Here is a 26,676-nt window from a genome sequence, read left to right on the forward strand (position 1 = left end):
GGGGTCGGGGGCTTTGTCCCCCACCCCGCCCCTTCCCGTAAGGCCTCAAGCGCCGGCCGGGCTGAATCGGGCCCCGGTCACCACCGCCGCGCGACCTCCGCCAGGGCCCGTACCACCCTCGCCACCAGCTCGTCGCTCAGCCGCACGGTCCGGCTGTGCTCCACATGCAAAAACGGCACGCCCGCCGCATCCGCATGGTCCCCCTCCACATTCGTGCGTCCCTCCAGCCGCCCGCAGTACCGCTGCCACACCTCGCACACCCGCAGCTTCTGTTTACGCAGGCCGGACGCCAGCCGTCGTGCCGCCGGCAGCCCCGCGTCACCCTTGCCGGGTGAGACGACCACGTCGTGGTCCGGCAGGCTGCTGTCGGCGAAGCCGTGGACCTGGACGGCGGGCAGGCGGCGGTCGGCCAGCGTGGCGGACACGGTGGCGAAGACCGAGTCGGAGCGGTGGGCGACGTCGGCGGGGCCGGAGCCCTCCTCGCTCCCGTCGCTGCCCGGGTCGGCGCCGGCGGCGCGGTGGGCGCCCGCCAGGACCAGCACGCCACCGGGGGCGCTGCGCAGCAGCCCGATGCCGAGCTGCTCGGAGCGCTGGTCGGCGGCGGGGTGGGGGACCTGGACCGACCAGCGGACGGGTCCGCGCAGGTCGACGTAGATCCGGCCCCAGCCGCGGGTGGTCTCGCCGTCCCGGGTGGCGTCGGCGATCTCGGCGAACTCCCGGCCGCCGTCGCGGTCGACGAGGGTGCGTACGGTGTAGCCGGCCCGGGCCAGGGAGCGTTCGGCGGCGGCGTGGTCGCCGTCGAGGAGCAGGCGGACGCCGTCGGCGATGGCCCGCCGGTCCGCCGGGGCGGGGATCCGGTACTGTCCGCCCTGCGTGATGCGGTCGGTGAAGGACGTGATCCAGGCGCCGAGGTCGACCGAGCCGGCGGGGTCGGGCGGGGCCGTGTGCCGGGCCGCGCCGTCCGCGGTCGTACGGCCGTGGCCGCCGCCGTCGCTCTTCGCGCAGCCGGCCAGTCCGGCGCACCCGGCCAGCGTCACCGCGCCGAGCAGCACGGAGACGGCGGGAACGGTGATTACCGGCTTGAGCCTCATGTCGGTAAAAATACCCCGGTGAAGCGCTTCCCCCGCCGCCGTCTCGTCCCCGCCCTGGCCGCCGCGGCTCTCCTCGCCGTGACCACGACGGGATATCTCTACCTCAGTGACGACGACGGCGTCGATGAGGCGTCGTTCACACTGGCCGCGGGCGGCGACATCCTGATCCATCCGGAGATCACGGATCAGGCCCGGAAGGACGCCGCGGCGGCGGGCCGGCCGGGCCCGGATTTCGCCGCCGTCATGGCCGGCGTCAAGCCGGTGGTGAGCAAGGCGGACCTGGCCGTGTGCCACCTGGAGACGGTCATGGCCGATCCCAAGGGGCCCTTTCTCGGCTACCGGAAGTTCAGCGTGCCGCCGCAGATAGCCGGGACGCTCAAGGACATCGGCTACGACACCTGCTCGACGGCCTCCAACCACACCCTCGACCACGGCCCCGAGGCCGTGAAGCGCACCCTGGACACGCTCGACGCGGCGGGGCTGAAGCACACCGGCTCGGCGCGCAGCGCGAAGGAGGCGGCCACCCCGAACATCCTCGACGTGAAGGGGGTGAAGGTGGCGCAGCTGTCGTACGCGTACGGCTTCAACGACACGACCGTGCCCAAGGACAAGCCGTGGCTGGTCAACGAGATCGATCTCAAGCGGATGGCGGCCGACGAGAAGGCGGCGCGGGCCGCCGGCGCCGAGGTGGTGATCGCCAGCGTCCACTGGGGCCGGGAGGGCCACAACGAGGCGAGCAAGAGCCAGCTGCGGATGGCGAAGCGGATCGCCGACAAGACCGGCATCGACCTGGTGATCGGGCACCACGCGCATGTGGTGCAGCCCTTCGAGAAGGTCGGGGACACGTGGGTGGCCTACGGTCTGGGCAATCAGGTGGCGCGGCACGCGGAGCCGGTCGGCATCACCGAGGAGGGGGTGATGGGCTGGTTCGAGTTCGGCAGGAGAAACGGCAAGTGGTCGGTGAAGGACGCCCGCTTCGTCCCGACCCTGGTGGAGCTCGAGCCGAAGATCCGGCTGGTGGACGTGGGGGCCGCGCTGCGCCGGGAGGACCTCACCGCGAAGCGGCGGGCGCGCTATCGGACGGCCTTCGAGCGTACGCGCGGCATCGTCCTCAATCGCGGCGCGGAGGACGACGGATTGCGTCCGCTCACCCTTTCCGAATAGTGACGCCAAAAGGCCGGATTTGACCGTGGCCACACAATCCCTTTTGGCAAGACTTTAGAATTTGCCTACAATCCGATCGATTGACCTTCAATGACGCAGTGCGGCCGACTGTTCAGGAACCCCGTGGTCCCGGTGTGCCCCGCGTGCCGCGACCGAGAGGAAGACTGTTGTCCGCTTCGCGCGGCACCCGCCGTCGCAAGGTCCGCCGCCGCGCCGACATGCCCCTGCTGGGCGGTGCCCGGCCTCCCATAGCCGCCCTGCTCGCCCTGCTGCTGGCCGTGGCGGGCACCACCGCCCTCGTGCTCGGCGACCGCGACCGGTCCGCGATCGACACGGCCGTCCTCACCTCTCAGCAGCACGTCGCCGAGGACGGCGCCCTGTCGCTGCGCGCCTCGCTCGACGAGAGCATCACCGACATCCAGCGGGCCGCCGCCGTCTACGCCGGCTCCGACCCCGACGACGTCCTCGACCGGCTCGGCAAGGTCTACAACAAGTGGCGCGGCACCGCCGTCATCGACCCGGCCGGCGGCACCCTGCTCGCCGCCCGCGGCGAGAACATCCCGCTCGACACGATCATCAAGAGCAAGGGCGGGAAGAAGGGCGAGGACGGCAAGGAGGCCGACCCGCTCGGCCCCCGCCTGGTCAAGCTCCCCTCCGGCGACACCCGCATGCTCGTCGTCGCCGCCCTCCCCGGCGCCTCGGCCCCCCGGCTCCTCGTCGCCTCCGGCACCCTCAACGTCCCCGGCATCTCCTCCGGCGAGGACCGCTCCCTGCTGGTCGTCGACTCCGCCGGCACCGTCCTGGCCAGCGACGGCCCGTCGGTCGCCCGCAAGGCCTGGGCCAAGAACGCCCGCAGGACCGCCGCCGCCCAGTCCGCGAAGACACCCGAGGCCGGCAGCGGCCACCCCGGCGCCAGCGGCCACCTCATGGGCGACAAGCGCGGCGACGTCCGTACGGCCGTGGGCTACGCCGCCGCCGGCCGCACCCCCGGCGAGACCAGCGCCGCCGGCACCCTCGGCCTCTCGGTGATCACCTCGGTCGACGTCACCGAGGACCCGGCCGTCGTCCGCACCCAGGCCTTCGGCCTCGTCGCCGCCGGCGTCCTCCTCGTCCTCGCCCTGCTGGTCGGCTGGGTGCTGCTGCGCACCGTCCAGCGGCCGCTGCTCCGCCTCTACCTGGAGAGCCGCCGCCTCGCCCGCGGTGAGCTCGACCGCCCGGTGGAGCGCTTCACCGGCCGCGAGGCGGCCCGCACCGGCGCCGCGCTGGAGAGCCTGCGCCGCCAGCTGCTCGGCGGCCGCCCCACCCGCACCGGCCGGGCCCGCGGCGGCTTCGGCGCCACGGCCACCGTCGCCGTCTGCGCCCTGGTCCTGCTCGCCTGGGCCGGCCCGCTGCTGCTGCTCGTCAACCGCGCCGGCGCCACCGTGTCCGTACCCCAGCAGCTCGTCGACGACCAGCGCCGGCGCACCGACACCGCCTCCGACCGCGTCCGCAAGGCGCTCAACGAGGGCTGGGCCGACGTGGCCTCCGTCGCCCAGACCCTGGCCGGCGGGAAGACCGCGGAGGGCGCCGAGAAGGCCGTCCTCGACAAGACCCTGCGTGAACACGGCCGCTACCGGTCCGTCTACGTCATCGACGGGGCGGGCAAGGTCCTCTCCCGGGCCGGGGACGCGCCCCACCACCCGGGCGGCAAGCCCCCGCACGCCGACGCCGTCGTCCAGCTCAACACCTCGGGCAAGGAGCCGGCCGTCGCGGCCTACGCGGCCGTGCCCGGCAGCAAGGACCGCGCGGTGGTCGGCGAGTACGACCCGCAGTTCCTCATCTCCCTGGTCACCCGGCCCGGCCTGGGCCAGGTGTGGCTGATCGACAAGGGCCACCGCATCGTCGCCGCCGACCGCGCCCACGGCTTCCGGGCCTTCTCCAAGCTGCCCGGCGGACACCTCGACGACCTCGCGGTCACCGCCCGCAAGCACACCGAGAAGTCGTCCGGCACCGCCGTCCTCCACCGCAGCGGCTCCTCCTCCGACATCGCGGCCGCCGCGCCCTTCACCGGCGGCGGCGCGGTCAAGGACCTCGACTGGCAGGTCGTGAGCTCCCAGCCGACCTCCTGGCTGGAGCTGCCCGAGTACAGCGCCCAGCGGCGCACCATGCTCGCCGGGCTGCTCGGCCTGACCGCCGCCGTGGCCTGCCTGGGCTGGCTCTACATCATCGTCATCCGCCCTCTCCACGCCCTGGCCGACCGGGCCGAGGCGCTGGCCGGCGGCGACCGCAGGACGGTGCTCTTCCCGCAGCACCACGACGAGGTCGGCGCGGTCGTGCGGAACCTCGAACTCATCCGGCAGCGGCTGCGCGCGAGCGCCGAGCGGCCGACGGCCGGAAGGAACTGACCACCGTGCTCTTCCTCTACACCGTCCTGGTGATCTGCTGCGCCATCGTGCTGGTCGCGGGCGTGATCGAGCAGCGCCGCCACTTCACCAACCTCGACCTGATCCCCACCCGGGTGCTCATCAACGGCATCCGCGGCAAGAGCTCCATCACCCGGCTGTGCGCCGGCGCCCTGCGCGGCGGCGGGCTGGTCACGGTCGCCAAGACCACCGGCACCGCGGCCCGCTTCATCCACCCGGACGCCACCGAGGAGCCGGTCTACCGCAAGTTCGGCATCGCCAACGTCGTCGAGCAGATCGGCATCGTGCGCCGCGCCGCCGCCTACCGCCCGCACGCCCTGGTGATCGAGTGCATGGCCGTCATGCCGGCCCTGCAGGAGGTCAACCAGACCAAGCTGATCCGCTCCACCATCGGCGTGCTGTGCAACGTCCGCGAGGACCACCTCGCCGAGATGGGCCCCACCCTGGACGACGTCGCCCGCTCGCTGAGCCGCTCCATGCCGCACGGCGGCATCTGCGTCACCGCCGAGCGCGACCGGCTGCACATCCTGCGCCAGGAGGCCGCCAAGCGCGACTGCCGGCTCATCGCGGTCGACCCGGAGACGGTCACCGACGCCGAGCTGCGCGGCTTCAGCTGGTTCACGTTCAAGGAGAACGTCGCCATCGCCCTGGCCGTCGCCGAGCTCCTCGGCGTCGACCGCGCCACCGCGCTCCAGGGCATGTACGACGCCCCGCCGGACCCCGGCGTGCTCTCCGTGGAGCGCTACCTCACCCCCGACGGCATGCCGTTCCGCTTCGCCAACATCTTCGCGGCCAACGACCCCGAGTCGACCCTGATGAACGTCGAACAGCTGCTCAGCCTGGGCGCCGTCGAGCGGCCGCTGCACGTCCTCATCAACTGCCGCCCCGACCGCGTCGAGCGCAACGGCCAGATGGGCGAGATCATCCCCCGGCTGGCCCCCGACTCGGTCTTCCTCATCGGCCACCCCACCAAGAGCGCCCACGACGCCATCCCCGCCGAGTGGCGCGACCGGGTCGTCGACCTCGGCGGCGACCGGCGCGACGCGGCCGAGCTGGAGCGGGAGATCCTGGGCCGGCTGGGCCCGGGCGCCTCCCTGGTGGCCATCGGCAACATCCACGGCCAGGGCGAACTGCTGCTGGAGCGGCTCGCCGAGCTCCCGGCGGACGAATCCGCGCAGCCGCAGCAGACGCCGCCGCAGCAGCCGGAGGAGTCCGCGGTGTATGTCCCGACGTATATAGAGTCCACAGGAGATTTCCGTTGATCCCCGCCGTCCTCACCCCGGAGATCGCCGCCATCGGGATCGCCCTGGGCCTGCTGTTCTCCCTGGTCTGTTACCTGACCACCAACCTCTCCCCCGGCGGCATGATCACCCCCGGCTGGCTGGCCCTCACCCTGGTCGAGGACCTCCAGCGCGCCGCCATGGTCGTCGGCATCACCGTGCTGACCTACCTGGGCACCCTGCTGCTCCAGCGCTACGTCATCCTCTACGGCAAGCGGCTGTTCGCCGCGGTCGTGCTGACCGGCGTGGTGCTCCAGGCCACCCTCTACGTCATCCTCCAGCAGCAGTTCCCGCTGATGTACGCGAACCAGACGCTCGGCTTCATCGTCCCCGGCCTGATCGCCTACCAGCTGGTGCGCCAGCCCCGCGGGGCGACGCTGCTGGCCACCGGCACCGTGTCGCTCGCCAACTACGTCGTCCTGACCGCCGGCATCCTGCTCGGCTTCATGCCCACCGCCTGACCCGTCCCAGACCCACGGAGCGCAGATCGATGTCCCGGAAGAAGCCAAAGGGCCCCGGTAAGCAGCGTGCGATACAGACGCTCGTCGTGCTCGGCCTGCTGGGCACCAGCGCCTACCTGACGGTGGAGCTCCGCGAGCAGCAGGAGGAGAAGGCGCCGCCCGTCCAGGCCGTCGGCGGCTCGGCGAACACGGCCGCGGGCAAGGCGCTCCCCTCCGGCGAGCGGCGCTTCGAGCGGCTGGCCAACCCGGCCCGTACGGTCGTCCGCTCCGGCGACGGCGCGGTCCTGGCCACCTTCACGGACAGCGCCCGCACCGCCGTGCTCACCGGCCCCAGCCGGACCTTCACCGAGCCCAACTACACCTCGGCCAAGGTGACCACCGACAGCTGGGTGCGCCTGCTGCCGGAGGCCTGGAAGGAGGGCGCGGAGAAGTCGGCGTGGTTCAAGGAGTGGTTCGGCAAGAACCTGAACAGCAAGGAGGCGGACGTCTTCGCCTTCGCCATGGACTACCTGGAGGGCGCCCCGCAGAAGAAGGACGCCCGGGGCGTCCCCTACGCGGGCGACGCCCAGTTCGGCCCGCTGAACCCCAAGGGCTCCGAGGCCGGCGACATGCGCCTGGAGCAGTCGGACTTCTACGACTACCTCGGCATCCCGTACACCTTCCGCGACGGGACCGTGGAGAAGCCCGAGGCACAGCGCTTCCGGGCCATGGACTGCTCGGGCTTCGTCCGCACCGTCTACGGCTACCGCGCCCGCTACCCGCTGCTGGGCAAGGACATCAAGGGCGACGGCCTGCCCCGGACGGCCAACGGCATGGCCCGCCTCTCCCCCGGCGTACCGGTGCTGGAGCTGACCGGCAAGCGCCCGGAGGCCATCGACAAGCTCCAGCCGGGCGACCTGGTCTTCTTCGAGATCGACAAGCGCACCGGCGACCGGCTCGACCACGTGGGCATCTACATGGGCCTCGACACGGACGGCAAGCCCCGCTTCATCTCCAGCCGCGAGGAGGCCAACGGCCCCACCTTCGGCGACAAGGGCGGCACGGCGCGCCTGGACGGCAACGGCTTCTACGCGACGGGCCTGCGCAGCGCGAAGCGGCTGTGATCGTTGAACGCCGGACGGGCGGAAATATCAGCCCGTCCGGGGGCACCTCCCAGCGGTAGCCGGGGGAGACTGAGAACCGGGGTCCGGGGCGGAGCCCCGCGCTACCCCACCCGAGTCCAGGGGCCCAGCGCCAGCCCCGGCTCATCCACCCGCTGCCGCGCGACCCGCAGCGTCCCGTCCACCCCGATGACCGCCACCACCAGGCGGTCCTTCGCATCGAGGGCCAGCGCCGGAGCGCCCACGCACTCCTCGCCCGTCTCCGACCAGCCCGCCTCGACGGCCTCGTCCTCCCGGCCGGCGTACGCGGTGACGGCCGGCAGCCCGGAGGCGGCGCGCTGGGCGAGGACCGTGCATTCCTGCCCGTCCAGCGTGGTGCGGAGCACCGCCACGGGGCCGCTCGCCTCGCCGCCCAGGGAGGGCACGGCCACCGGGGCGGGGGCCTCGGCGCCCTCCTGGTCGCCGGGGCCCGTGGGCGCGGCGGGGCGCTGGACGTGGAGGACGCGGTCGGCGGAGTCGCGCCAGAAGTGGACGATGCCGCCGTCGGCGGCGGGGGCCGAGGAGGCGGAGCCGGTCAGCGGCTTGGCCGGGGTGTTCAGGACGCGCCGCAGCGGGCCGCCGGGCTCCTCCTGGCGCCAGCGCAGGACGAATTCGCCGGCGGGTGCGAGGAGTTCGACGCGTCCCTCGGGGGTGACGGCGGCGGACATCGTGTCGAGGACGTGACTGCCCTTCATATCCGTCCAGGGCCCCCAGACGCCGCGCGCGTCCTGGCGCCGCCCGCAGACGCCGCCGCCGGCGTTGCGGACGAAGATGTGGAGGCCGACCCGGTCGACGACGGCCGTGGGGGCGCCGATCTGGTCGGCGCGCTGCCAGTCCTGACCGTAGGGGGTGCCGATCGAGCGCCAGGTGGTGAGGGCGCGGCCGGGCTGGAACTGGGTCGTGTAGACGACGTCGGTCTCGGCGCGGCCGTCGTCGTGGGCGCGGCGGCGCAGCCCGGCGAGGCTGACGTAGCCCTCGGGGCTCTGCGCTATGGACAGGTACGGCTCCAGGCCCGGCACCTGGAAGCGCTCGGGGCCGGTCCACTCGGGGCCGCCGGGGCGGGTCTCGGTCCACCGGACGAGGCCTCCGGAGGCGGGCGCGTAGGCCGTCAGCCGTCCGTCCTTGCCCCGCAGCAACCAGCCGGTGGTGGGGGTGGACGTCCGCACTGCCATGACTCGCTGCCAGCCTCTCTTGGAGCTTTTTGTCGACCCTCGACAATAACATTGCGCCCGCTCGCGGCTCCCGGGCCGTCGGTCGTGCGAGGCTGGCGCCATGAGACCCGCAGTTCTTGTCGTGGACGCCGCCAATGTCGTGGGATCCGTGCCCGACGGCTGGTGGCGCGACCGGCGGGCCGCGGCCGAGCGGCTGCGCGACGCCCTGGTGCCGTACGCGGAGGCGGGGCTGCCGTCCCCGGCCCTCGATCCGCCGCTGCCGGGGCCGCTGGAGGTCGTGCTGGTGGTGGAGGGCGCGGCGCGGGAGGTGCGGTCGGTGCCGGGGGTGCGGGTGGAGGCGGCCGGGGGCAGTGGCGACGACGCCGTGGTGGAACTGGTGGCCGCCCGGGAGCCGGGCCGGCGCTGCCTGGTGGTCACCGCGGACCGGGAGCTGCGGGAGCGGGTGCGGGCGCTGGGTGCCGAGGTGGCGGGGCCGCGCACGGTGCGACCGGCGGGTCCGACGGGCCGTCCGCGCCCCGGACGGGACGCGGACGGCGGTACGGACGGGTAGGACGGCGGGTGGGGCGAACGGGTCAGATGGTGGGCCGCTGGACGCGCTCGGCCTCGCTGACCCGGCTCTTGCGGCGTCCGTAGATGAAGTAGACGACGACGCCGATGACCATCCACACGGCGAACCGCACCCAGGTCTCGGCGGGGAGGTTCAGCATCAGCCACAGCGATCCCAGGATGGAGAGCGCCGGGACGACGGGGACGAACGGGGTGCGGAAGGCGCGCGGCAGGTCGGGGCGGGTGCGGCGGAGGATGACGACGCCGAGCGCGACGACGACGAAGGCGAAGAGCGTGCCGATGTTGACCAGTTCGGCCAGCACGTCGATGGAGGTGAAGCCCGCGACCACGGCGACGACGACGCCCAGCAGGATCGTCGAGCGGTACGGCGTGCCGTAGCGGGGGTGGACGGTCGAGAAGAAGCGGGGCAGCAGGCCGTCGCGGCTCATGGCGAAGAAGACCCGGCTCTGGCCCAGCAGCAGGATCATGCAGACGGAGGTGAGGCCGACGGCCGCGCCGAAGCTGATCAGGCCGGCCCAGAAGGGGTGACCGAGGTCCTTGAAGGCGTCGGCGAGCGGCGCCTTGGTGGAGAGCCGGTCGTACTTCTCCATGCCGGTGACGACGATGGACACGGCCACGTAGAGCACCGTGCAGATGATGAGCGAGCCGAGGATGCCGCGCGGCAGGTCGCGCTGCGGGTTGCGGGTCTCCTCGGCGGCGGTGGCGACGATGTCGAAGCCGATGAAGGCGAAGAAGACCACGGCGGCCGCGGCGAAGATGCCCATGACGCCGAAGTTGGACGGGGTGAAGCCGAACATCACCTGGATCAGCGGCGCCGAGAGCCCGCTGCCGCCCTCGGTCGACTTGGCGGGCGGGACGAACGGTTCGTAGTTGGAGCCGTTGATGAAGAAGGCGCCGACGATGATGACGAGGAGGACGACGGTGACCTTCACCCCGACCACGACGGCCGTCACCCGCGAGGACAGCTTCATGCCGGCGACCAGGATGCCCGTCAGGAGCAGCACCAGGGCGGCGGCGAGGATGTCGAAGCCGAAGCCGCCGTCGTGCACCCCGGACAGGGCCGACGGCAGATGCCAGCCCGCGTTGTCCATCAGCGACTGGATGTAGCCGGACCAGCCGACGGCGACCACGGCGCAGCCCAGCGCCAGCTCCAGGACGAGGTCCCAGCCGATGATCCAGGCGGGCAGCTCGCCGAGCGAGGCGTACGAGAACGTGTACGCGGACCCGGCGACCGGCACGGTGGAGGCGAACTCGGCATAGCACAGCGCGGCGAGGCCGCACGCCACACCGGCCACGACGAAGGCGAGCGCGACGGAGGGTCCGGCGTTCTCCTTGGCGACCTTTCCGGTGAGGACGAAGATGCCGGTGCCGATGACGACGCCGACACCGAAGACGGTGAGATCGAGTGCCGAGAGGTCCTTTCTGAGCGCGTGCTCGGGCTCCTCGGTGTCCTGGATGGACTGTTCCACGCTCTTGGTCCGGAACATGCCGCCCCTGCCGCGGCCGTTCCGGTCGGATTGCGCTGTGCTCATCGGCTCACCTCCACCTGGTCGGCGTCACACTCGTCCTCCCTGAACTGAGCGAGTGTCCGCGATGATCGGTGCCCTGAACGGGCGGCCACAGCCACCCCGTCCAGGATTCACCCGATGGAGGTCCGGCGCATCCATGCGGAAGGGCCGACCGGACCACTCGTACGTGGTCGCGGCCGGCCCTTCCGGTGCGGCGGTGTGAGCGGGGGTCAGTCCCGCACGGCGTCGGCGGTCTCGGCCGGGCCCTCGGGGACGTCCTCCAGACGCCCGTCGAGCTTCGCGACGAGGCCGGTGACCTGACGGGCGATGTCGGGAGCCGTCAGCCCGATCTCGGCCATGACCTCCTTGCGGGAGGCGTGGTCGAGGAAGCGCGGCGGGATGCCGAAGTCGCGCAGCGGGAGGTCGACGCCCGCGTCGCGCAGCGCCTGGGCGACGGCCGAACCGACGCCGCCGACACGGCCGTTGTCCTCGACGGTGACGACGACGCGGTGCCGCTCGGCCAGGCCGGGCAGGGCCTCGTCGACGGGCTTGACCCAGCGCGGGTCGACGACGGTGGCGGAGATGCCCTGCTTGTCCAGCAGGTCGGCGACCTCCAGGCACATGGGGGCGAGGGCGCCGACGGAGACGATGAGGACGTCCGGACGCTCGGTGCCCTCGGCGGGCTCGCGCAGGACGTCCATGCCGCCGACGCGGCCCACGGCCTCGACGGCCGGGCCGACCGTGCCCTTGGAGTAGCGCACGACGGTGGGCGCGTCCTTGACCTCGACGGCCTCGCGCAGCTGGGCGCGGACCTGGTCGGCGTCGCGCGGGGCGGCGATCCGCAGGCCGGGCACGACCTGGAGGATCGACATGTCCCACATGCCGTTGTGGGAGGCGCCGTCGTCGCCGGTGACGCCGGCCCGGTCGAGGACGAAGGTGACGCCGCACTGGTGGAGGGCCACGTCCATGAGCACCTGGTCGAAGGCGCGGTTGAGGAAGGTGGCGTAGACGGCGAAGACCGGGTGGAGGCCGCCGGTGGCCAGGCCGGCCGCGGAGGTGGCGGCGTGCTGCTCGGCGATGCCGACGTCGTAGACGCGGTCGGGGAAGGCCTTGGCGAACTTGCCGAGGCCCACGGGCTGCATCATCGCGGCCGTGATGGCGACGATGTCCTCGCGCTCGCGGCCGAGCTCGACCATCTCGTCGGCGAAGACGGAGGTCCAGCTGGCGCCGCCGGAGGCGACGGGCAGGCCGGTGTCGGGGTGGATGGCGCCGATGCCGTGGAAGCGGTCGGCCTCGTTCTGCTCGGCGTGCTTGTAGCCGCGGCCCTTCTGGGTGAGGCAGTGCACCAGGACGGGGCCGCCGAAGCGCTTGGCGCGCTGGAGCGCGGACTCCAGGGCCTCGATGTCGTGGCCGTCGATCGGGCCGACGTACTTCAGGCCCAGGTCCTCGAACATGCCCTGCGGGGCGATGAAGTCCTTGAGGCCCTTCTTGGCGCCGTGCAGCGTCTCGTAGAGGGGCTTGCCGAGGACGGGGGTGCGCTCCAGGAGGTCCTTGCCGCGGGCCAGGAAGCGCTCGTAGCCGTCGGTGGTGCGCAGGGTCGCCAGGTGGTTGGCGAGGCCGCCGATGGTGGGCTCGTAGGAGCGCTCGTTGTCGTTGACGACGATCACCAGCGGGCGGTCCTTGGCCACGGCGATGTTGTTGAGCGCCTCCCAGGCCATGCCGCCGGTGAGCGCGCCGTCACCGATGACGGCGACGACGTGGTCGTCCTTGCCCAGCACCTGGTTGGCCTTGGCCAGGCCGTCGGCCCAGCCCAGGACGGTGGAGGCGTGGCTGTTCTCGATCACGTCGTGCTCGGACTCGGCGCGCGAGGGGTAGCCGGACAGGCCGCCCTTGGCGCGGAGCTTCGAGAAGTCCTGGCGGCCGGTGAGCAGCTTGTGGACGTACGCCTGGTGCCCCGTGTCGAAGAGGATCTTGTCCTTCGGGGAGTCGAAGACGCGGTGCATGGCGATGGTCAGCTCGACGACGCCCAGGTTGGGGCCCAGGTGGCCGCCGGTCTTGGAGACGGCGTCGACCAGGAAGGTGCGGATCTCCGCGGCGAGCCGGTCGAGCTGCTCCGGGCCGAGCCGGTCCAGGTCGCGCGGTCCCCTGATGCGGGTCAGCAGGGCCACCCGTGCCTCCTCTTGATCGAGCTGTCGGCTGATAGAAGCGTGCAGAAGCTCGGAGAAGCTTCCAGATCCGTCGAGTCTAATGTTCCGCCCGCGGTGGCGATGAACGGGTGATGCCCGCCGCACCACCCGACCGGCCCCGCGGGGGCCCCGTAGGACCCCAAACCGCCGGAAAGGGGCGCGGGTGGGCCCCGGACCGCACCGGCCCGGGGCCCACCCGTTCGTACGTACGAGCCCTACGCCCGTCCGGCGGTCTTCTGCGTCCTGCGGGAGACCGAGTCGATCACGACGGCGGCCAGCAGCACCGCGCCGGTGATCATGTACTGGACGGCCGAGGCGATGCCCAGCAGGGCCATGCCGGAGGCGATGGACTGGATCACCAGCACGCCCAGCAGCGCGGACCAGGTCTTGCCGCGCCCGCCGAAGAGACTGGTGCCGCCGATGACGGCCGCGGCGATGGCGTTCATCAGCAGGCTGCCGGCCCCGGAGGACTGGTTGGCCGCGTTGATCTGGGAGGCCAGGAACATGCCGCCGAGCGCCGCCATGGTGCCGGAGAGCGCGAAGACGGAGATCCGGACCGCCGCGACGTTGATGCCGGCCCGGCGGGCCGCCTCGACGCTGCCGCCCAGGGCGAAGACCTTGCGCCCGTAGGACGTGCGGCGCAGCACCAGGTCCAGGGCGACCACCACCCCGAGGAAGATCACCACGGCCAGCGGGAGGCCCTTGTACTCGTTGAAGAGCCAGGCCACCACGTAGGCGGGCACCGCCAGGGCGCCGGTCCGCAGCAGGATCTCGCTGAGCGGGCGGCTGGGGACGCCGACCGCCTCGCGCCGCTTGCTGTCGCGCAGCGAGACCAGCAGGAACGCCAGGACGCTCAGGGTGGCCAGGCCGTAGGCGGCGGCGACGTCGCTGAAGTAGTGGTTGGTGAGCCCCGCGACCAGACCGGAGTCGTCGAGGTTGATCGTGCCGTTGGACCCGAGGACCTGGAGCATCAGGCCGTTCCAGCCGAGCAGACCGGCCAGGGTGACCACGAAGGCGGGGACGCCGATCCGGGCGAAGAAGAAGCCGTGCAGCGCGCCGACGAGGGCGCCGGAGAGGATCGCCGCGACGAGCGCGAGCCACTCGGGCACGCCGTGGTTCACGTTGAGCACGGCGAAGGTCGCCGCGGCCAGGCCGCTGACCGAGCCGACGGACAGGTCGATCTCGCCGAGGATCAGCACGAAGACGATGCCGACGGCGATCAGGCCGGTGCCGGACGCGGTGACGAAGAGGTTGGAGAGGTTCTCGGCGCCGAGGAAGGCGGAGTCGCGCAGCTGGAAGACCAGGCCGATCACGATCAGCCCGACCACGACGGGCAGCGAGCCCAGCTCGCCGCTGCGCAGCTTGCGGCGGAATTCGGCCCAGTAGCCGGCGAAGCCCTCCTGGCGCACCAGCAGGCGCGGGTCGACGGCCGTGACGGCGGCCGCCGCGGCGGGCGGGGCCTCCGGCGGGGCGTCCTGGGGGGCGCCCTCGGGCTCGTTCCCGGGCTCGGGCTCCTTCCCGGGCTCGTTCCTGGGTTCGTCCTTGGACAGGTCGGTTGTCACGGGGTCGCCTCCCCGGCGGTCGTGCGGGCCTTGCGGCGGGTGACGGCGTTGTCCGTGGCGCCGGTGATCGCGGAGATGATCTCTTCCTGGGAGGTCGTGCGGACGTCGAAGGTGCCGTTGTTGCGACCCAGCCGCAGCACGGCGACCCGGTCGGCGACGGCCTTGACGTCGGCCATGTTGTGGCTGATGAGGATCACGCCGAGGCCCCGCTCGCGCAGCCGCTCCACCAGGTCCAGGACCTGGGCGGTCTGCTCGACGCCGAGGGCGGCGGTGGGCTCGTCGAGGATGACGATCCGGGGCTCGCCGAGCAGCGAGCGGGCGATGGCGACGGTCTGCCGCTGCCCGCCGGAGAGCGAGGCGATGGGGATCCGGACGCTGGGGATACGGATGGACAGGGTGGAGAGCAGCTCACGCGAGCGGCGCTCCATCTCGACCTCGTCGAGCACCCCCGCGCGGACGATCTCGCGTCCGAGGAAGAGGTTGCCGACCACGTCGAGGTTGTCGCACAGGGCGAGGTCCTGGTAGACGGTCGCGATGCCCAGCTCCTGGGCGGTGTGCGGCCGGTCCACGGTGACGGGACGGCCCTCCCACTCGATCACGCCGTCGTCGGCGGGGCCGACGCCCGCGATGGTCTTGACGAGGGTGGACTTGCCGGCGCCGTTGTCGCCGACCAGGGCGACCACCTCTCCGGCGTGGATCTCCAGCTCGACGTCCGTGAGTGCCTGGACGGCGCCGAACCGCTTGGAGATCCCGCGCAACGCCAGCACGGGCGTAGCGGACACGTGCATCATCTCCTTCACCCGCCCGGCCGGCGGACCGCTCCGCCGGTCCGGCCGGGGTCCGTCCGGTGCCGGGGGGGCGGGCCGGACGGGGTGCTCGTTGGGGGCTGACAAGGGGGCCGCGGCGGCGGGGGCGGCCGCCGCGGCCGGGAGCGGACCGGCCGCTCCGGGGCGGACTACTTCAGCCCGGCCTTCTCGCACTGCTCCTTGTACTTGTCGGTGCAGATCTCGTCGAGGCCGAAGAAGCCCTCCTTGCCCACGTACTTCCCGATGTCGGCCTTGGTCAGCGCGAAGGGGGTGACGATGATGGACGGGACCTTCTTCTGGGTGCCGCTGTCGACGGTGCTCTTGGCGACGCCCTCGACACCCTTGCCCTTGGCGAGGGCGACGGCCAGCTCGGCCGCGGCGTCCGCCTCGGGCTTGTAGGGCTTGTAGACGCTCATGAACTGCTCGTCGGCGAGGATGCGCTGGACGGCGGAGAGTTCGGCGTCCTGGCCGGTGACCGGCGGGAGCTTGTCGAAGCCGGCGCTCTTCATGGCGGTGATGATGCCGCCGGCCATGCCGTCGTTGGCGGAGTAGACGCCGACGATGTTCTCCTTGCCGAGCGAGGAGATGGCGCCCTTCATGTTCTCGTTGGCGTTCTCCGGCTTCCACTCCTTGGTGTCGTACTCCTTGCCGACCTTGACCTTGCCGTCGAGCACGGAGTGGGCGCCGTCCTTGTACATCTTGGCGTTGGGGTCGGTGATCGCGCCGTTCATCATCACGATCTCGCCCTTGGAGGCGTTGTCGCCGAGCTCCTTGAGCAGCGACTCGCCCTGGATCTTGCCGACCCGCTCGTTGTCGACGGAGGTGTAGGCCTTGATCGGGCCTTCGGCCAGCCGGTCGTACGCCACGACGGGAATGCCCTTGTCGGCCGCCTTCTTCACCGAGGAGGCTATCGACTTCGCGTCCACCGCGTCGACGATCAGCGCGTCGACCTTTTTGGTGATCATCGTGTCGACCTGCTGCTGCTGGACCGAGGCGTCCTGCTTGGCGTTCTCGTAGAGGACGACGGTGTCCGCCCCCGCCAATTCCTTGATCTTCTTCTCGATCAGCGGCTTGTCGAAACGCTCGTACCGCGCGGTCTGGTTCTCCGGGAGCAGGAGGCCGATGGTGAGCGGGCCGTCCTTGTCCTTCTTCTTCTCCCCGCCACCGGCTTCCTTGGCACTGCCACAGGCGGCCAGGCCGGCGGCCAGGGAAACGGTGGCCACGGCCACTGCCGTGCGACGCAGATGAGAATTCACTTGCAGATACCTCCCTGACGAGGCCGCGTCGTTGCGGCCGAGGTGGCTGGAAGTCAACTCGGCCGCCAAGTGAGCGTCAAGAAGTAAATCCTTAACGAGATGGCAACGATGCCATTCGTTATCTGTGTGAACTCAAGGCACGCCGGAGCGTCACTCGTCCCGTGCGGCCGGGTCGTTGCCCGTGGACGTCCGCCGGTGTCCGTCAGCGGCCGTCAGCGGCCGTCAGCGGCCGTCAGCGACCGTCAGCGGCCCGGGGCGGGCGCCAGAGCCACCCCGGTGCCGTCCAGCAGCGTCGCGTCGCCCATCTCGCTCAGGACGAGCGCCAGCGCGCCCAGCACCTCGGAACGGCCGCCCAGCGCGCCCGGGACGATCTCCAACTGCCGCGCGGCGCTGGGGATCGCGTAGCGCGAGACGGACTCCCGGACGGTCGCCAGCACCAGGTCGCCGGCCTCGGCGAGGTCGCCGCCGAGGACGACGCGGCGCGGATTGAGGAGATTGCACAGATTCGCGACGCCGCTGCCGATGTGCCGGCCGACGTCGGCGATCACGCGCCGGCAGCCCGGATCGCCCTCGTGCGCGAGCTGCACCATCTTCGCCATCGTCAGGTCGGCACCGTGGGCCGAATGCAGCAAAGGCAGGACATAGCGGGCGGCGGTGAAGGTCTCCAGGCAGCCGCGGTTGCCACAGCGGCAGACCGGGCCGGACTCGTCGAGGGTGATGTGGCCGATCTCCCCGGCCGTGCCGCCCGGACCCCGGTAGATCTGCCCGTTGATGACGAGCCCGGCACCGACACCACTGGCGACCTTGATGTAGGCGAGGTCGGCGGCCCCGCGCCCGGCACCCCAGACCAGTTCGCCGAGGGCGCCGAGGTTGGCGTCGTTGTCGACGTGGACGGGCACCCCGAGCCGGCCCGCGAGCTCGTCCCGGGGATTGGTGCCGGCCCAGCCCGGCAGGATCGCGGTCGAGCCCAGCACACCGGACTCCACGTCGATGGGCCCGGGCACGCCCAGACCCACCCCGACGATCTTGTCGGGGCTGATGCCCGCCGCCGCGATCAGGCTCTTGACCAGGTGTTCCGCCCGGGCCAGCCCCTGGGCGGCGGAGGCGTCCACATCCAGCGGTTCGGCCTCCTCGGCCAGCACCCGGTGGGCGAGGTTCCCGACGGCCACCCGCAGGTGGGTGTGGCCGAAGTCGACACCCACGACGATCCCGGCGTCACCGGAGAGCGAGACGGCTCGGGCCCGCCGGCCCCCGGAGGAGGTGGGCGTCACCTCGACGGTCCCGCCCTCCTTCAGCTCCCGGACGATATTGGAGACCGTCGCCGCCGACAGGCCGGTGGCCCGGGCGATCTCCGCCTGGGTGAGCGACCCCGCCATGCGCACCGCGCGCACGACCCGCTCCAGGTTGGCCCGGTGCAGCGACGACTGCGACCCCGGAGTCTCCACGCCCATCCACTCCCGCCTCGCCGGGCCGGCACGACCGCCGCCCCACGGGCCGGACCACAACACTGGAGCCCGGCCATCCATACAACATCTGAACTCTAAGCTCAGCCGCGTGGAGGACAGCCCGTCAAGGCCTTGAACCACATCGAAGCCTCATCGTAGGGCGAGCGTCCATGGGTCAGCTCCGACCAGCCGCTGTCCTCGATCACCAAGAAATCCTCACCTGCGAGCGCCTTCCTCAAGAGCTCGACTCAGGGGGTGAGACAGGACTGCCACGCTCGATCGAGGCCAGCGTGGCAAGCCCCGCAGCAAACCGGAGTTCGTCTTCGCCGACCGCAGCTACCATCGACAGATCCGGGCCGAAAGATCTTGCCCATCATCGCCCGCCGAGCTATATCCCACAGCGGCGGACTGGACACTACCGTCCGGTAACAGAGCGGACGTTCATCCGACTCTACGGCTTCAGGCCCCTGTGCATTCACTGAGAACGAAATGTCGCTGGTTGGGCCCCACCGACGCTCACATCGACGAGGCCCAAGCTCCTCGAATTCCGAGCGGCCCTACCGAGCCGCTCGCTCGACGCCTAGCTGAAAGATCTCAGCCTATACATCTTCCACATTCCAGGCGTCTTGTAGCTGCACCTCAGGATCCCAGCCCTCGGGGCGATGCGAGCCGTTCATCCACTGACACCCACCTTCCCTCCATTTCCTCCTCGCCCGAGCAATACCAGCAGGCGTCGCATCTTCATATCCGAATTCGACTCCACAGCAATCACAGATTTCATAGCTCGGAGTGTTGCCGTCCACTCCCCACGGGGGGCTGCCCTGCCGCAGGCCGCAGACTCGACAGTACCAGGCGTCATCATTGAGCATTGAAATAGTCCAGATTAGTCGGGTATCCATGATTTGCTGGATCTGGCTTGAAGTACGTACGCGGAACCCCAGATGAATCCAGGACGCCGAACTCGTTCGTTGTAGGATCGAACCGAATCACATCGCCATTCTTCCTCGTTCGCGTCAGCACATTCGGGTTGGCGCTGCGGAGAAATTTAGTGGCTGCCTCAACATACTCCTTTGCGTTATTGATCTCTGGGAACTCAGCCCTGTGCTTACGCCAATGGCCATAGGCATTTTCAACCGGCGACTTTCTTCCCGCACTCCAGCAACTTGAGTTATGCACCAGGACCGGCGTAGCACCCGCCAGGACATAATACGTGTGCAGGTCGTCGACTGTCAGGTTGTAGGTTTTGGCTGTCTTCGCGAAGGATCGATTTGCCTCTACTTCCACCGCACGCCCATCCACAGTACGCAGAGTCATGCCGGGACGGACCCGGGCGGCGCTCACCCATGACTGTTCCGATGGCGACCAGAAGGGATGCTCGTAGGTCGCCGTGATTTTTTCGGCGCCATGCGAAGTGGATACGGTCAGCTCATTGAAATATTTGTCATGCTCGGTGGTGATTACGTCAGTCACCGCACGAGGTGCGGTCATACCCGTGAGAGGATCGGTCGCGATTACTCGCTCACCGACCTTGATGGACTCGATGTCCTTAACCACGTTTCCCGACATGAGCACCTTGGTGCCAGCAAGAAAACATTCCATACACTTCGATGTCTTCGCAATCCGAGATTCCTGGGCTACTCCTTCCACTCCTTCGACAACAACTTTTTCTGCAGTCCTCAGCTTGCCGACAGGCAGGACCACTAGAGCCGCCATCACGCATTTACCCAGGGAAGGGTTCTCAGTACAGTCCCTGACGTCATTGAGACCCGTGATAGTCCAAGCGATTCGAGTCAGAGTCGGGTCGGGAGGCGTAGTGTCGATCGTCCATTCACCTGGCGCGGCCACGCACGCAGCAAGGCCACCAACCTCATTCTGAGTATTCGCTCGGCATTTTCTTTTCGCTTTCTCTCTGAGTTCCTTGCTCCTCTCTTTGCGTTGCTGTTCAGCCAACCGCTGAGCCTCCACCTGCTCAGCTTGGCGCTTCTTCATGACATCGCCCCAAGCCTGGGCGGCAAGGGATTTGGCCTCTTTCGAGTTCTTTCCAGCTGCCACAGCGGAACTGAAGGCGTTGTCTGCGTATCCGGCTGCCTCACTGGCAGAGCTCCGCGCATAATCCGCGGAAAATTCCGCTTGAGCCGCCGACTCCATGGCCGCAGAGGCGTCACTGTCAGCAGCGTCGGCGGCATTGCGTGCCGTCGTGGCCGACTGCGCCGCCTTGGCGGCAGAGCTCTCGGCCTGGCGGGCGGACTGGTCAGCGGCCTGCGCGTACCCCTTGGCATCATCCGCGGACTTCCGAGCTTCCTCGGCAGCCTTCTTCGCCTCGTCGTCGGCACGCTTGGCTACGGCTGCTGCCCTCGCGGCGATCCAGCGGTTCTCCTGCGCTTTTGACGCGATCTTGGAACCCTGATGAATCAGGACTTGGAGCTGAGCGATGTGGGTGGCGGCAAGTTGGTCCTTGCGGTCGGCCATGTACTGGCCCGCCTGAATGAACGTGTGAAGTTGATCGGCAGGACCTGCGAGAGCTACCTTGGCTGCGGCCTGCACCTCGGGCCCACCATCGTTGACGAGCCTGGAAGCGAGCACCCGTTCATCACTGTTACGTGCCTGATGCTGGCCATTGGCGATGAAAGCGACCAAGTCTTTGGGGTCTTTACTGCCCAGCGCAGCCTTGCCGGCCTCTTCCACACCCGGACCACCAGAACTGATGATCTGTGAAACACGGACTCGGTAATCTGTCTTCCCAGCCGTGTATTGGCCTGTGATGTAGAAGTCCCTGATCTGCTGATCACTGCCCTTGAGCGCTTCTTGAGCTGCGGTACGCACTGATTCGTAAGGGCTCTGGATGGACAGGTCGACGACCCACTGACGGGTTTCATCCCGTTGTGCCTTATCCCAACCACTGCGGATGTACTCCAGGACATCATCGTCAGTACCTGCGAGTGCCCAACTTGCAGCCTCCTGGCTGAATGGCCCACGGACCTTCAGTGCACGAAGGGCCAGATCTCTCCCCTTGGCCGCGATTCCCTTGAAGTCCGCCCCAGGCTTAGCCGCTTCGCCGGCCAGGTTCCTGGCCACGTCATCCAGTGCATTGGCTTCCGCCACCTGTGAGGCAGCAGCAGAGGTGAACTGCGCCGCCTGCACCTGGTCCGACTTCGCGCGCTCGATAGCGGCAGCGGTGCGAGTGGCGAGCTCCTCTCCCTCGGCCTCTCGTGCGATGGCGAAGACTTTTTTGGCCGTTTCCACTGCAGAGCTTGCAGTGTCGGCGGCCTCCTTCGCCGCAGCGGCCTGCTTAGCAGACTCAGTAGCCGCGTCCTTGGCCTCACCCGCGTGCTTGGCCGCATCCTCGGCAGCCTGCGCAGCCTTGTTCGCATGAAATGCGGCGGAGTTGGCCGCATCACGTGCCTCATAGGCAGCACCGGCGGACTTGCGCGCCAATGACTCTGCCACCGTGGCAGCTCGATTGGCCTCTCGGGCGTGCCGCCGGGTCTCCGCCGCAGCCGCCTTCGCCTCACTGGAGTGAACGCCGGCCGCGTCCGCATACCCGCTCGCTTCATCGGCAGCGTCCGCAGCGTCATTCGCATCGGACACGGCGCTCAACGACGCCTTCGCTGCCTCCCCGGCAGCCCAAGATGCCTTGCCGGCTTGTTCAGCTGCATCAGCCGACTTCTTCGCAAGTCCAGCTGCAGTACGTGCCTGCTTGGCGTAGTTCTTGGCCTCCTCGGACTTGCCTGCGTCACGCGATGCCGCAATCGAGGCGTTGAAGGCTCGCCCGGCTGCCTCGGCTGCCGCGTTGGCCGCATTGGCGGTCTGCGCAGCGGCAAGAGCGGCGATGCGGGCGGAGCGGTTGGCGGCGTTGGCGGCACCGATGGCCTGCTGGGCCGCACTCGCAGCGGCACGGGCCGCATCCGCTGCCTGCTGGGCCTTGACGGCGGCCAGCTTAGAATCGTCTCTGGCCGCCTTGGTCTCTCTCGCCGCTCTCTGAGCGGCTTCCTTGGCCAGTCCAGATGAGGTCACTGCGCGGAGTGACGCCTTTTGCGATGCTTCGGTCGCCTGCTGCGCGCGCAGGCCTGCTTGCTCTGCCTGCTGGGTCAGTTCTGCAATGGTGGCGTGTTCCTGATCGCGATTCCGCGCCGTGAACTGACCCACCTCGAGGAATTCGGTCCTGTCCTCAGGAGTACCTTGCAACGCAAGCTTTCCGGCGGCCTGCACGTTAGGCCCACCGTCACCCACGATCTGGGAGACTAGAACCTTGTCGTCCGTTACGCGTGCGTCGTACTGGCCTTTTTCGAGGAATATAGCGACGTCAGCCGGAGTCCCCTGAAGTGCCTTTTTACCAGCTTCCTGGACCCCGTACCCCCCATAATAGATGACCCGGGACGCCTCGACACGCTGGTCTTCCGCAAGAGAGACCTTCCAGCCATCTCTCAGGAACGTCCGTAGATTTTCAGGGGTATCCTGGATGGCCTTTTTCGCGGCCTCGCGGACGGCTGGACCGCCAACATTGAAGATGCGGCTTGCATCAATAGAGTCGTCGATGCGCTGAATGCCCGGTCTAGCCTCAAGGAACTTCCTGATGTCCTCATCGGTGCCTCGAAGGGCTTCCTCGGCCGCCCTTCTTACCCCAGCACCTCCGGACTCCCATAAATCAACCACCGCCGAGCGGTCCCACCGTCGCTGCCATTGGGCGTCCGCCGCGCCATCCGCAATGGCCGCACTACCATCGAGCAGGCCGGCAAGAAGCACAACAGGAAGTGATGCAGAACAGGCGTCGCGCAGCCACAATCGCCATCTCCTACCCGACTGCAGCAGCCCCATAGGTCTCGATGCCCCAGCGCCGGAACATAATCGCCATCTCATGGCAACGGCCCCTTTCAGCCAATCCGGGTTCCGGAATATCAAACTCCGGATTCAAGCAGTTCAATCTCGAACAAGCACGGCCTCGACATACATGGATCGATACGCGCCACTGGCGCATTCATGCACTTTGACAGTGCAACTCGACCCACAACCCCCAGGCAATGACAGACTTCCCGGCATCATACATATGCTTTACTTGCCGCATCACAGAGCGCCACTTCAGCCTCAACTCAAACCGGAAGGCAGGCATGCAGATTTCTCGCGCCCAAAAAGCGCTCATGACCACATCTTTTGCGTTGATTGCACCGTATGCCGGATTTTCTGCAGCTCAAGCAGCCACGCCGAGCACCACCCCACGCGCCATGGCCGAATCGACATCCAACGGCGACGAAATGCCGTTAGCCATCGAGCAGTTCCAGTACCCCGACAGTGCGAAGATCCTCAAGGAGAGAGGCATCACGCTGCACAAAGGTGATGGCCATATCACGTTCACCAGCTGCGCCAATACCCCCGACATCAAGGTCAGCTCTCGGTTGAGCGAGGAGTATTTCTGCTTCGCTGTCAAGGGGAAACAGGGACATCTCGTGCTCGAGCTCCCCGGCGCCTACGGCATCTGGACCGCCGACCACCCTGTCCAGGCCAAAATCACTGCGGATGGTCAGAGCACTGTCATCAACGCTCCCAAGAACGACTACAAGGCGTTCGGCGAAGCGGGCAGTGACCGCAAGCCTGCTGTCTTGCTAGAACTCCGCGTCACCGGCTGACAGAGCTACGCGCCATACCGTGCGTGTTTCGGCCTGAAGCGTGCCACCTGCGGGCCTGGCGACATCGAACAGTGTCGGGATCCAGCCGCCGAAGCACCTTCATTTTCTGGCCTGCTCCATGAACTGAGCCGCCTACCCCAAGCAGGAAGTACAGCATGTCCATCAAACGTCCGCGCACAGCGTGGATCACAGCGTTCCTCTTATCTGCCGTCGCAGCAACGGCATTCACAGCCGCTCCCGCACACGCCGTCGTGGGTCAGCCCGTCAACGACTCCTTCACCTTCACCGCCAAGCTCGACATCGGCGGCGAACGCGGCTGTTCCGCTGCCCTCGTGGCACCCCAGTGGCTCGTCACCGCGGCCAGTTGCTTCGCCGAGAACCCTGCTCAGAGCTTCAAGGTCCCCGCCGGCGCGCCCAAGCTCAAGACGACCGCCATCGTCGGCCGCTCCGACCTGTCCCTCGAGACGGGCAGCGTGGCCGATGTCGTCGAGCTCGTCCCCCGTGAGGACCGCGATCTGGTCATGGCGAAACTGGCCCAGCCGATCGCTGGGGTCGCGCCCGTGAGTATCAGCCCGACCAAGCCCATCGACGGTCAGGACCTCTGGGTTTCGGGCTATGGCCGGACCAAGAACGAGTGGGTGCCGGACCGCCTGCACTACGCCAAGTTCTCTCTCGGAAGCATCAAGGACACCACGATCGGCCTTACGGCCAAGTCCGAGGGCGCCGCCCTCTGCCAGGGCGACACTGGTGGCCCTGCCTTCCGCGACATCGGTGGCCGGTTCGAACTCGTCGGCGTCAACAGCCGTTCATGGCAGGGCGGATGCCTGGGATCCGACGAGAAGGAGACCCGTACGGGCGCCGTCAGCACCCGTGTCGACGACATCGCCACCTGGATCCAGACCACCTCATCCCGTGACATCCTGCCCGGCAGAAAGTGGACCGAGGCGCAGCACCTGGTCCCGGGCTACTTCACCGGCGGCTCGCCCGGCGCCGGCCGGCACATGGACCTGTTCGTCGCTTGGAAGGACGGCTCGGCCAGCCTCTTCCAGGGTGCCGATAGCAGCGACCCCAAGTACCCCTTCTCCGCCGAGCACAAAATCGCCCGCAGCGGTTGGCTGACCGCCGTGTCCGTCGCAGGCGGGAACTTCACCGGAAGCGGATCCGACGGTCTGGTCGTCCGGTGGCGGTCGGGCGAGGTGACCTGGTTCTCCCATGTCGACCAGAACGGGTTCAGCAAGGAAGAACAGCTCAGGCCCGCCAACGACACGTGGGTGAAGTACGCCAAGCTGATGACGGTGGGCAAGTTCACCGACAACGCCCAGCGGGACGACCTGATGGTCGTCTGGAACAACGGGTCCATCTCGCTCTTCGCCGATCTCGGGGCCAACGGGCTCAAGCGTGAGATCCAGCTGCAGAAGGCCCTGCAGGCCGGAACGTACATCGAGCAGATCAGCACCGGAGAATTCACCGGTAACGCGACTTCGGACCTCCTGGTCCGTTGGATCGACGGTTCAGCCAGCATCTTCCCGGGTGTCACCGCCAGCAGCAAGCCGTTCCACGACGAGATCCAGTTCCGTCCCAAGAACTCTCCGTGGAAGAACACTCTGTCGGTCACAGGGGGAGCCTTCTCGGCCAACACTCGTCCCAGCGACATTCTCGTCCGCTGGAACGACGGAAATCTCGGGCTGTACCCAGCCGTCGACTCGAGCGGCACTCACGGCGAGGTCGATCTCCTCAAGTAGCCGCGGGCTGGCAAGGTCATGCCTTGCCTCGCCCCGGCAGTCGATCACCTGCCGCACCGACCGGGCCATAGAACGCCAACTTACGTATCAACAAGCTGCGGAGCTTGCCGTGATCGGATCGCGCCAGGCTCCGCAGCCGATGCGTGGCGCCCGGGCATGCCCGATACATGTGACAGAGAGTTCATTGTTTTGAAGACACGTTCCCACTATGGCAGCAGTGCGTTATGTTCCGGCACGGATCACGCGCCGCGCTGGAAGTCGCACGTCTTCCGTCCATCGCTGCGACCCATCGCACACAAGCTGTCCGCGGCGGCACTGACCGCGGGGCTGTTGGCCGGCGGTGCGTTCACAGTCGGCGCCCAGCCCGCGCATGCCCGGACCGGAACCCGTCCCGCACCGTCCCCGAGTCCGCATGGTGACGGACGGAAGCCGGCCCCGTCAGTGTCTCCGACCGCATCCGCGGCCGTCGCGAAGAACTGGAAGGCGCCACGGCTCGCCGTCATGCCCCTGGGTGACTCGATCACTCACGGGGCCGGCAGCTCAAACGGCTCAGGTTACCGAGCAGATTTGTGGAAGCAGCTGGGCCCGCACACGGAAAAGCTGGACTTCGTGGGATCCAAGCGGAACGGCACCCTGCCCGACCCTGACCACGAAGGGCATTGGGGCTGGAAGATCGGCGGCTTGACCGCCAACATCGACAGATGGCTGCCCGATGCGAAGCCCAATGTGGTATTGGTGCACATCGGCACCAATGACATGCACGACGACTACCAGGTGGACACCGCTCCCCGTCGTCTTGGCGAGCTCATCGACAAGATCAGGTCGGCCGCTCCCGAGATGACTGTGCTGGTCTCCTCCCTGGTTCCTTCCTCGGATACCGCAACTCAGAAGCGCATCGAGCGGTTCAACGCCGTGATTCCACAGCTGGTGGCGGAACGACGAAGCCAAGGCCTGCACATCGGGTTCGTCGATATGAAGGAAGTCACCACACGAGACCTCGCCGACGACCTTCATCCCAATGACAGCGGTTACGTCAAGATGGCAAACGCCTTCTCTGACGGACTCGGCCGCGCTGCCGCTGATGGCTGGATCCGTCAGAGCGTGGACATCAAGCCCGCTCCCCCGATTCGCAAGGCGCCTCCCGGCGATTACCGGGTCGATATCAACGGTGACGGCAAGGCCGACTACCTCACCGTCCAGGACAACGGAGTAGTCAACGCCTGGATCAACAACGGCGGCAGCGGCCACGGCGGCTGGACCAACTACGGCACCTT

Annotated in this window: 18 protein-coding genes; 9 read left to right on the forward strand and 9 right to left on the reverse strand. The window is 68.8% G+C overall.

The genetic code is table 11. The features are described 5' to 3' along the window. Positions 1 to 77: 77 nt before the first annotated feature. Positions 78 to 1,091, reverse strand: a complete 1,014-nt coding sequence (locus tag AC07BS_RS13080; protein WP_478932012.1) for a hypothetical protein — start codon at positions 1,089 to 1,091, stop codon at positions 78 to 80. A gap of 18 nt (positions 1,092 to 1,109) precedes the next feature. Between AC07BS_RS13080 and AC07BS_RS13085 the strand changes: the two genes are divergently transcribed. The 5 genes from AC07BS_RS13085 (at position 1,110) to AC07BS_RS13105 (ending at position 7,501) form a co-directional block, all read left to right on the forward strand. Further along, positions 1,110 to 2,255, forward strand: coding sequence for a CapA family protein (locus AC07BS_RS13085; protein WP_478932014.1), 1,146 nt, complete (start codon positions 1,110 to 1,112; stop codon positions 2,253 to 2,255). 167 nt (positions 2,256 to 2,422) lie between these two features. Then, positions 2,423 to 4,639, forward strand: a complete 2,217-nt coding sequence (locus AC07BS_RS13090; protein ID WP_478932016.1) for a cache domain-containing protein — start codon at positions 2,423 to 2,425, stop codon at positions 4,637 to 4,639. A gap of 5 nt (positions 4,640 to 4,644) precedes the next feature. Beyond that, entirely contained in the window at positions 4,645 to 5,919 is a 1,275-nt protein-coding gene (gene pgsB, locus AC07BS_RS13095; RefSeq protein WP_478932018.1) for a poly-gamma-glutamate synthase PgsB, read from the forward strand. After that, the gene (locus tag AC07BS_RS13100; RefSeq protein WP_190061494.1) at positions 5,916 to 6,398 is read left to right on the forward strand and encodes a poly-gamma-glutamate biosynthesis protein PgsC/CapC; all 483 of its coding nucleotides are present in this window, start codon (positions 5,916 to 5,918) and stop codon (positions 6,396 to 6,398) included. Before pgsB ends, AC07BS_RS13100 begins: the two co-directional genes overlap by 4 nt. A 29-nt stretch (positions 6,399 to 6,427) precedes the next feature. Further along, positions 6,428 to 7,501 (forward strand): C40 family peptidase, encoded by a 1,074-nt coding sequence (locus AC07BS_RS13105; protein WP_478932020.1) that lies wholly within the window; start codon positions 6,428 to 6,430, stop codon positions 7,499 to 7,501. 101 nt (positions 7,502 to 7,602) lie between these two features. Here the strand turns inward: AC07BS_RS13105 and AC07BS_RS13110 are convergent, their stop codons facing one another. Further along, on the reverse strand, positions 7,603 to 8,709 hold the full coding sequence (locus AC07BS_RS13110) for a PLL family lectin (protein ID WP_478640633.1): 1,107 nt from the start codon (positions 8,707 to 8,709) through the stop codon (positions 7,603 to 7,605). Positions 8,710 to 8,809: 100 nt separating this feature from the next. On the opposite strand from AC07BS_RS13110, the gene AC07BS_RS13115 reads away from it, so the two are divergent. Further along, positions 8,810 to 9,259, forward strand: a complete 450-nt coding sequence (locus AC07BS_RS13115; RefSeq protein ID WP_478932022.1) for a PIN domain-containing protein — start codon at positions 8,810 to 8,812, stop codon at positions 9,257 to 9,259. 22 nt (positions 9,260 to 9,281) lie between these two features. Here the strand turns inward: AC07BS_RS13115 and AC07BS_RS13120 are convergent, their stop codons facing one another. From AC07BS_RS13120 to AC07BS_RS13150, 7 genes are all read right to left on the reverse strand, one after another. After that, a complete protein-coding gene (locus tag AC07BS_RS13120; protein ID WP_478640637.1) occupies positions 9,282 to 10,808 on the reverse strand; it encodes an amino acid permease in 1,527 nt (508 codons plus the stop codon). Between the two features lie 206 nt (positions 10,809 to 11,014). Continuing rightward, positions 11,015 to 12,952, reverse strand: a complete 1,938-nt coding sequence (gene dxs / locus AC07BS_RS13125; protein ID WP_478640638.1) for a 1-deoxy-D-xylulose-5-phosphate synthase — start codon at positions 12,950 to 12,952, stop codon at positions 11,015 to 11,017. Between the two features lie 233 nt (positions 12,953 to 13,185). Further along, entirely contained in the window at positions 13,186 to 14,532 is a 1,347-nt protein-coding gene (locus AC07BS_RS13130; protein WP_478932025.1) for a sugar ABC transporter permease, read from the reverse strand. Next, positions 14,529 to 15,323, reverse strand: coding sequence for an ATP-binding cassette domain-containing protein (locus AC07BS_RS13135; RefSeq protein ID WP_478640642.1), 795 nt, complete (start codon positions 15,321 to 15,323; stop codon positions 14,529 to 14,531). Before AC07BS_RS13135 ends, AC07BS_RS13130 begins: the two co-directional genes overlap by 4 nt. Before the next feature lie 164 nt (positions 15,324 to 15,487). Beyond that, entirely contained in the window at positions 15,488 to 16,594 is a 1,107-nt protein-coding gene (locus AC07BS_RS13140; RefSeq protein ID WP_478640645.1) for a substrate-binding domain-containing protein, read from the reverse strand. A 242-nt stretch (positions 16,595 to 16,836) separates the two neighbouring features. After that, entirely contained in the window at positions 16,837 to 18,039 is a 1,203-nt protein-coding gene (locus tag AC07BS_RS13145; protein WP_478641097.1) for an ROK family transcriptional regulator, read from the reverse strand. A gap of 858 nt (positions 18,040 to 18,897) precedes the next feature. Continuing rightward, positions 18,898 to 22,821, reverse strand: a complete 3,924-nt coding sequence (locus AC07BS_RS13150) for a polymorphic toxin-type HINT domain-containing protein (RefSeq protein WP_478932028.1) — start codon at positions 22,819 to 22,821, stop codon at positions 18,898 to 18,900. 323 nt (positions 22,822 to 23,144) lie between these two features. Here AC07BS_RS13150 and AC07BS_RS13155 point away from each other — a divergent pair, with 323 nt between their 5' ends. The 3 genes from AC07BS_RS13155 to AC07BS_RS13165 form a co-directional block, all read left to right on the forward strand. Continuing rightward, positions 23,145 to 23,660, forward strand: coding sequence for a hypothetical protein (locus AC07BS_RS13155; protein ID WP_478932030.1), 516 nt, complete (start codon positions 23,145 to 23,147; stop codon positions 23,658 to 23,660). 155 nt (positions 23,661 to 23,815) lie between these two features. Beyond that, positions 23,816 to 25,402 carry a S1 family peptidase gene (locus AC07BS_RS13160; protein WP_478932032.1) on the forward strand — a complete coding sequence of 529 codons (1,587 nt, stop codon included), beginning with the start codon at positions 23,816 to 23,818 and terminating at the stop codon, positions 25,400 to 25,402. Positions 25,403 to 25,903: 501 nt separating this feature from the next. Next, the coding region (locus AC07BS_RS13165; protein WP_478932118.1) for an SGNH/GDSL hydrolase family protein at positions 25,904 to 26,676 on the forward strand (773 nt) is incomplete at its 3' end.

Source organism: Streptomyces sp. NPDC044063, from assembly GCF_056434285.1.

Bases quoted from the DNA above. Each gene is read 5' to 3' on its own strand.
- AC07BS_RS13135 (WP_478640642.1), bottom strand. From the start codon at position 15,323: ATGATGCACGTGTCCGCTACGCCCGTGCTGGCGTTGCGCGGGATCTCC.
- AC07BS_RS13155 (WP_478932030.1), top strand. From the start codon at position 23,145: ATGCAGATTTCTCGCGCCCAAAAAGCGCTCATGACCACATCTTTTGCG.
- AC07BS_RS13115 (WP_478932022.1), top strand. From the start codon at position 8,810: ATGAGACCCGCAGTTCTTGTCGTGGACGCCGCCAATGTCGTGGGATCC.
- AC07BS_RS13160 (WP_478932032.1), top strand. From the start codon at position 23,816: ATGTCCATCAAACGTCCGCGCACAGCGTGGATCACAGCGTTCCTCTTA.
- AC07BS_RS13080 (WP_478932012.1), bottom strand. From the start codon at position 1,091: ATGAGGCTCAAGCCGGTAATCACCGTTCCCGCCGTCTCCGTGCTGCTC.
- AC07BS_RS13105 (WP_478932020.1), top strand. From the start codon at position 6,428: ATGTCCCGGAAGAAGCCAAAGGGCCCCGGTAAGCAGCGTGCGATACAG.
- AC07BS_RS13110 (WP_478640633.1), bottom strand. From the start codon at position 8,709: ATGGCAGTGCGGACGTCCACCCCCACCACCGGCTGGTTGCTGCGGGGC.
- AC07BS_RS13120 (WP_478640637.1), bottom strand. From the start codon at position 10,808: ATGAGCACAGCGCAATCCGACCGGAACGGCCGCGGCAGGGGCGGCATG.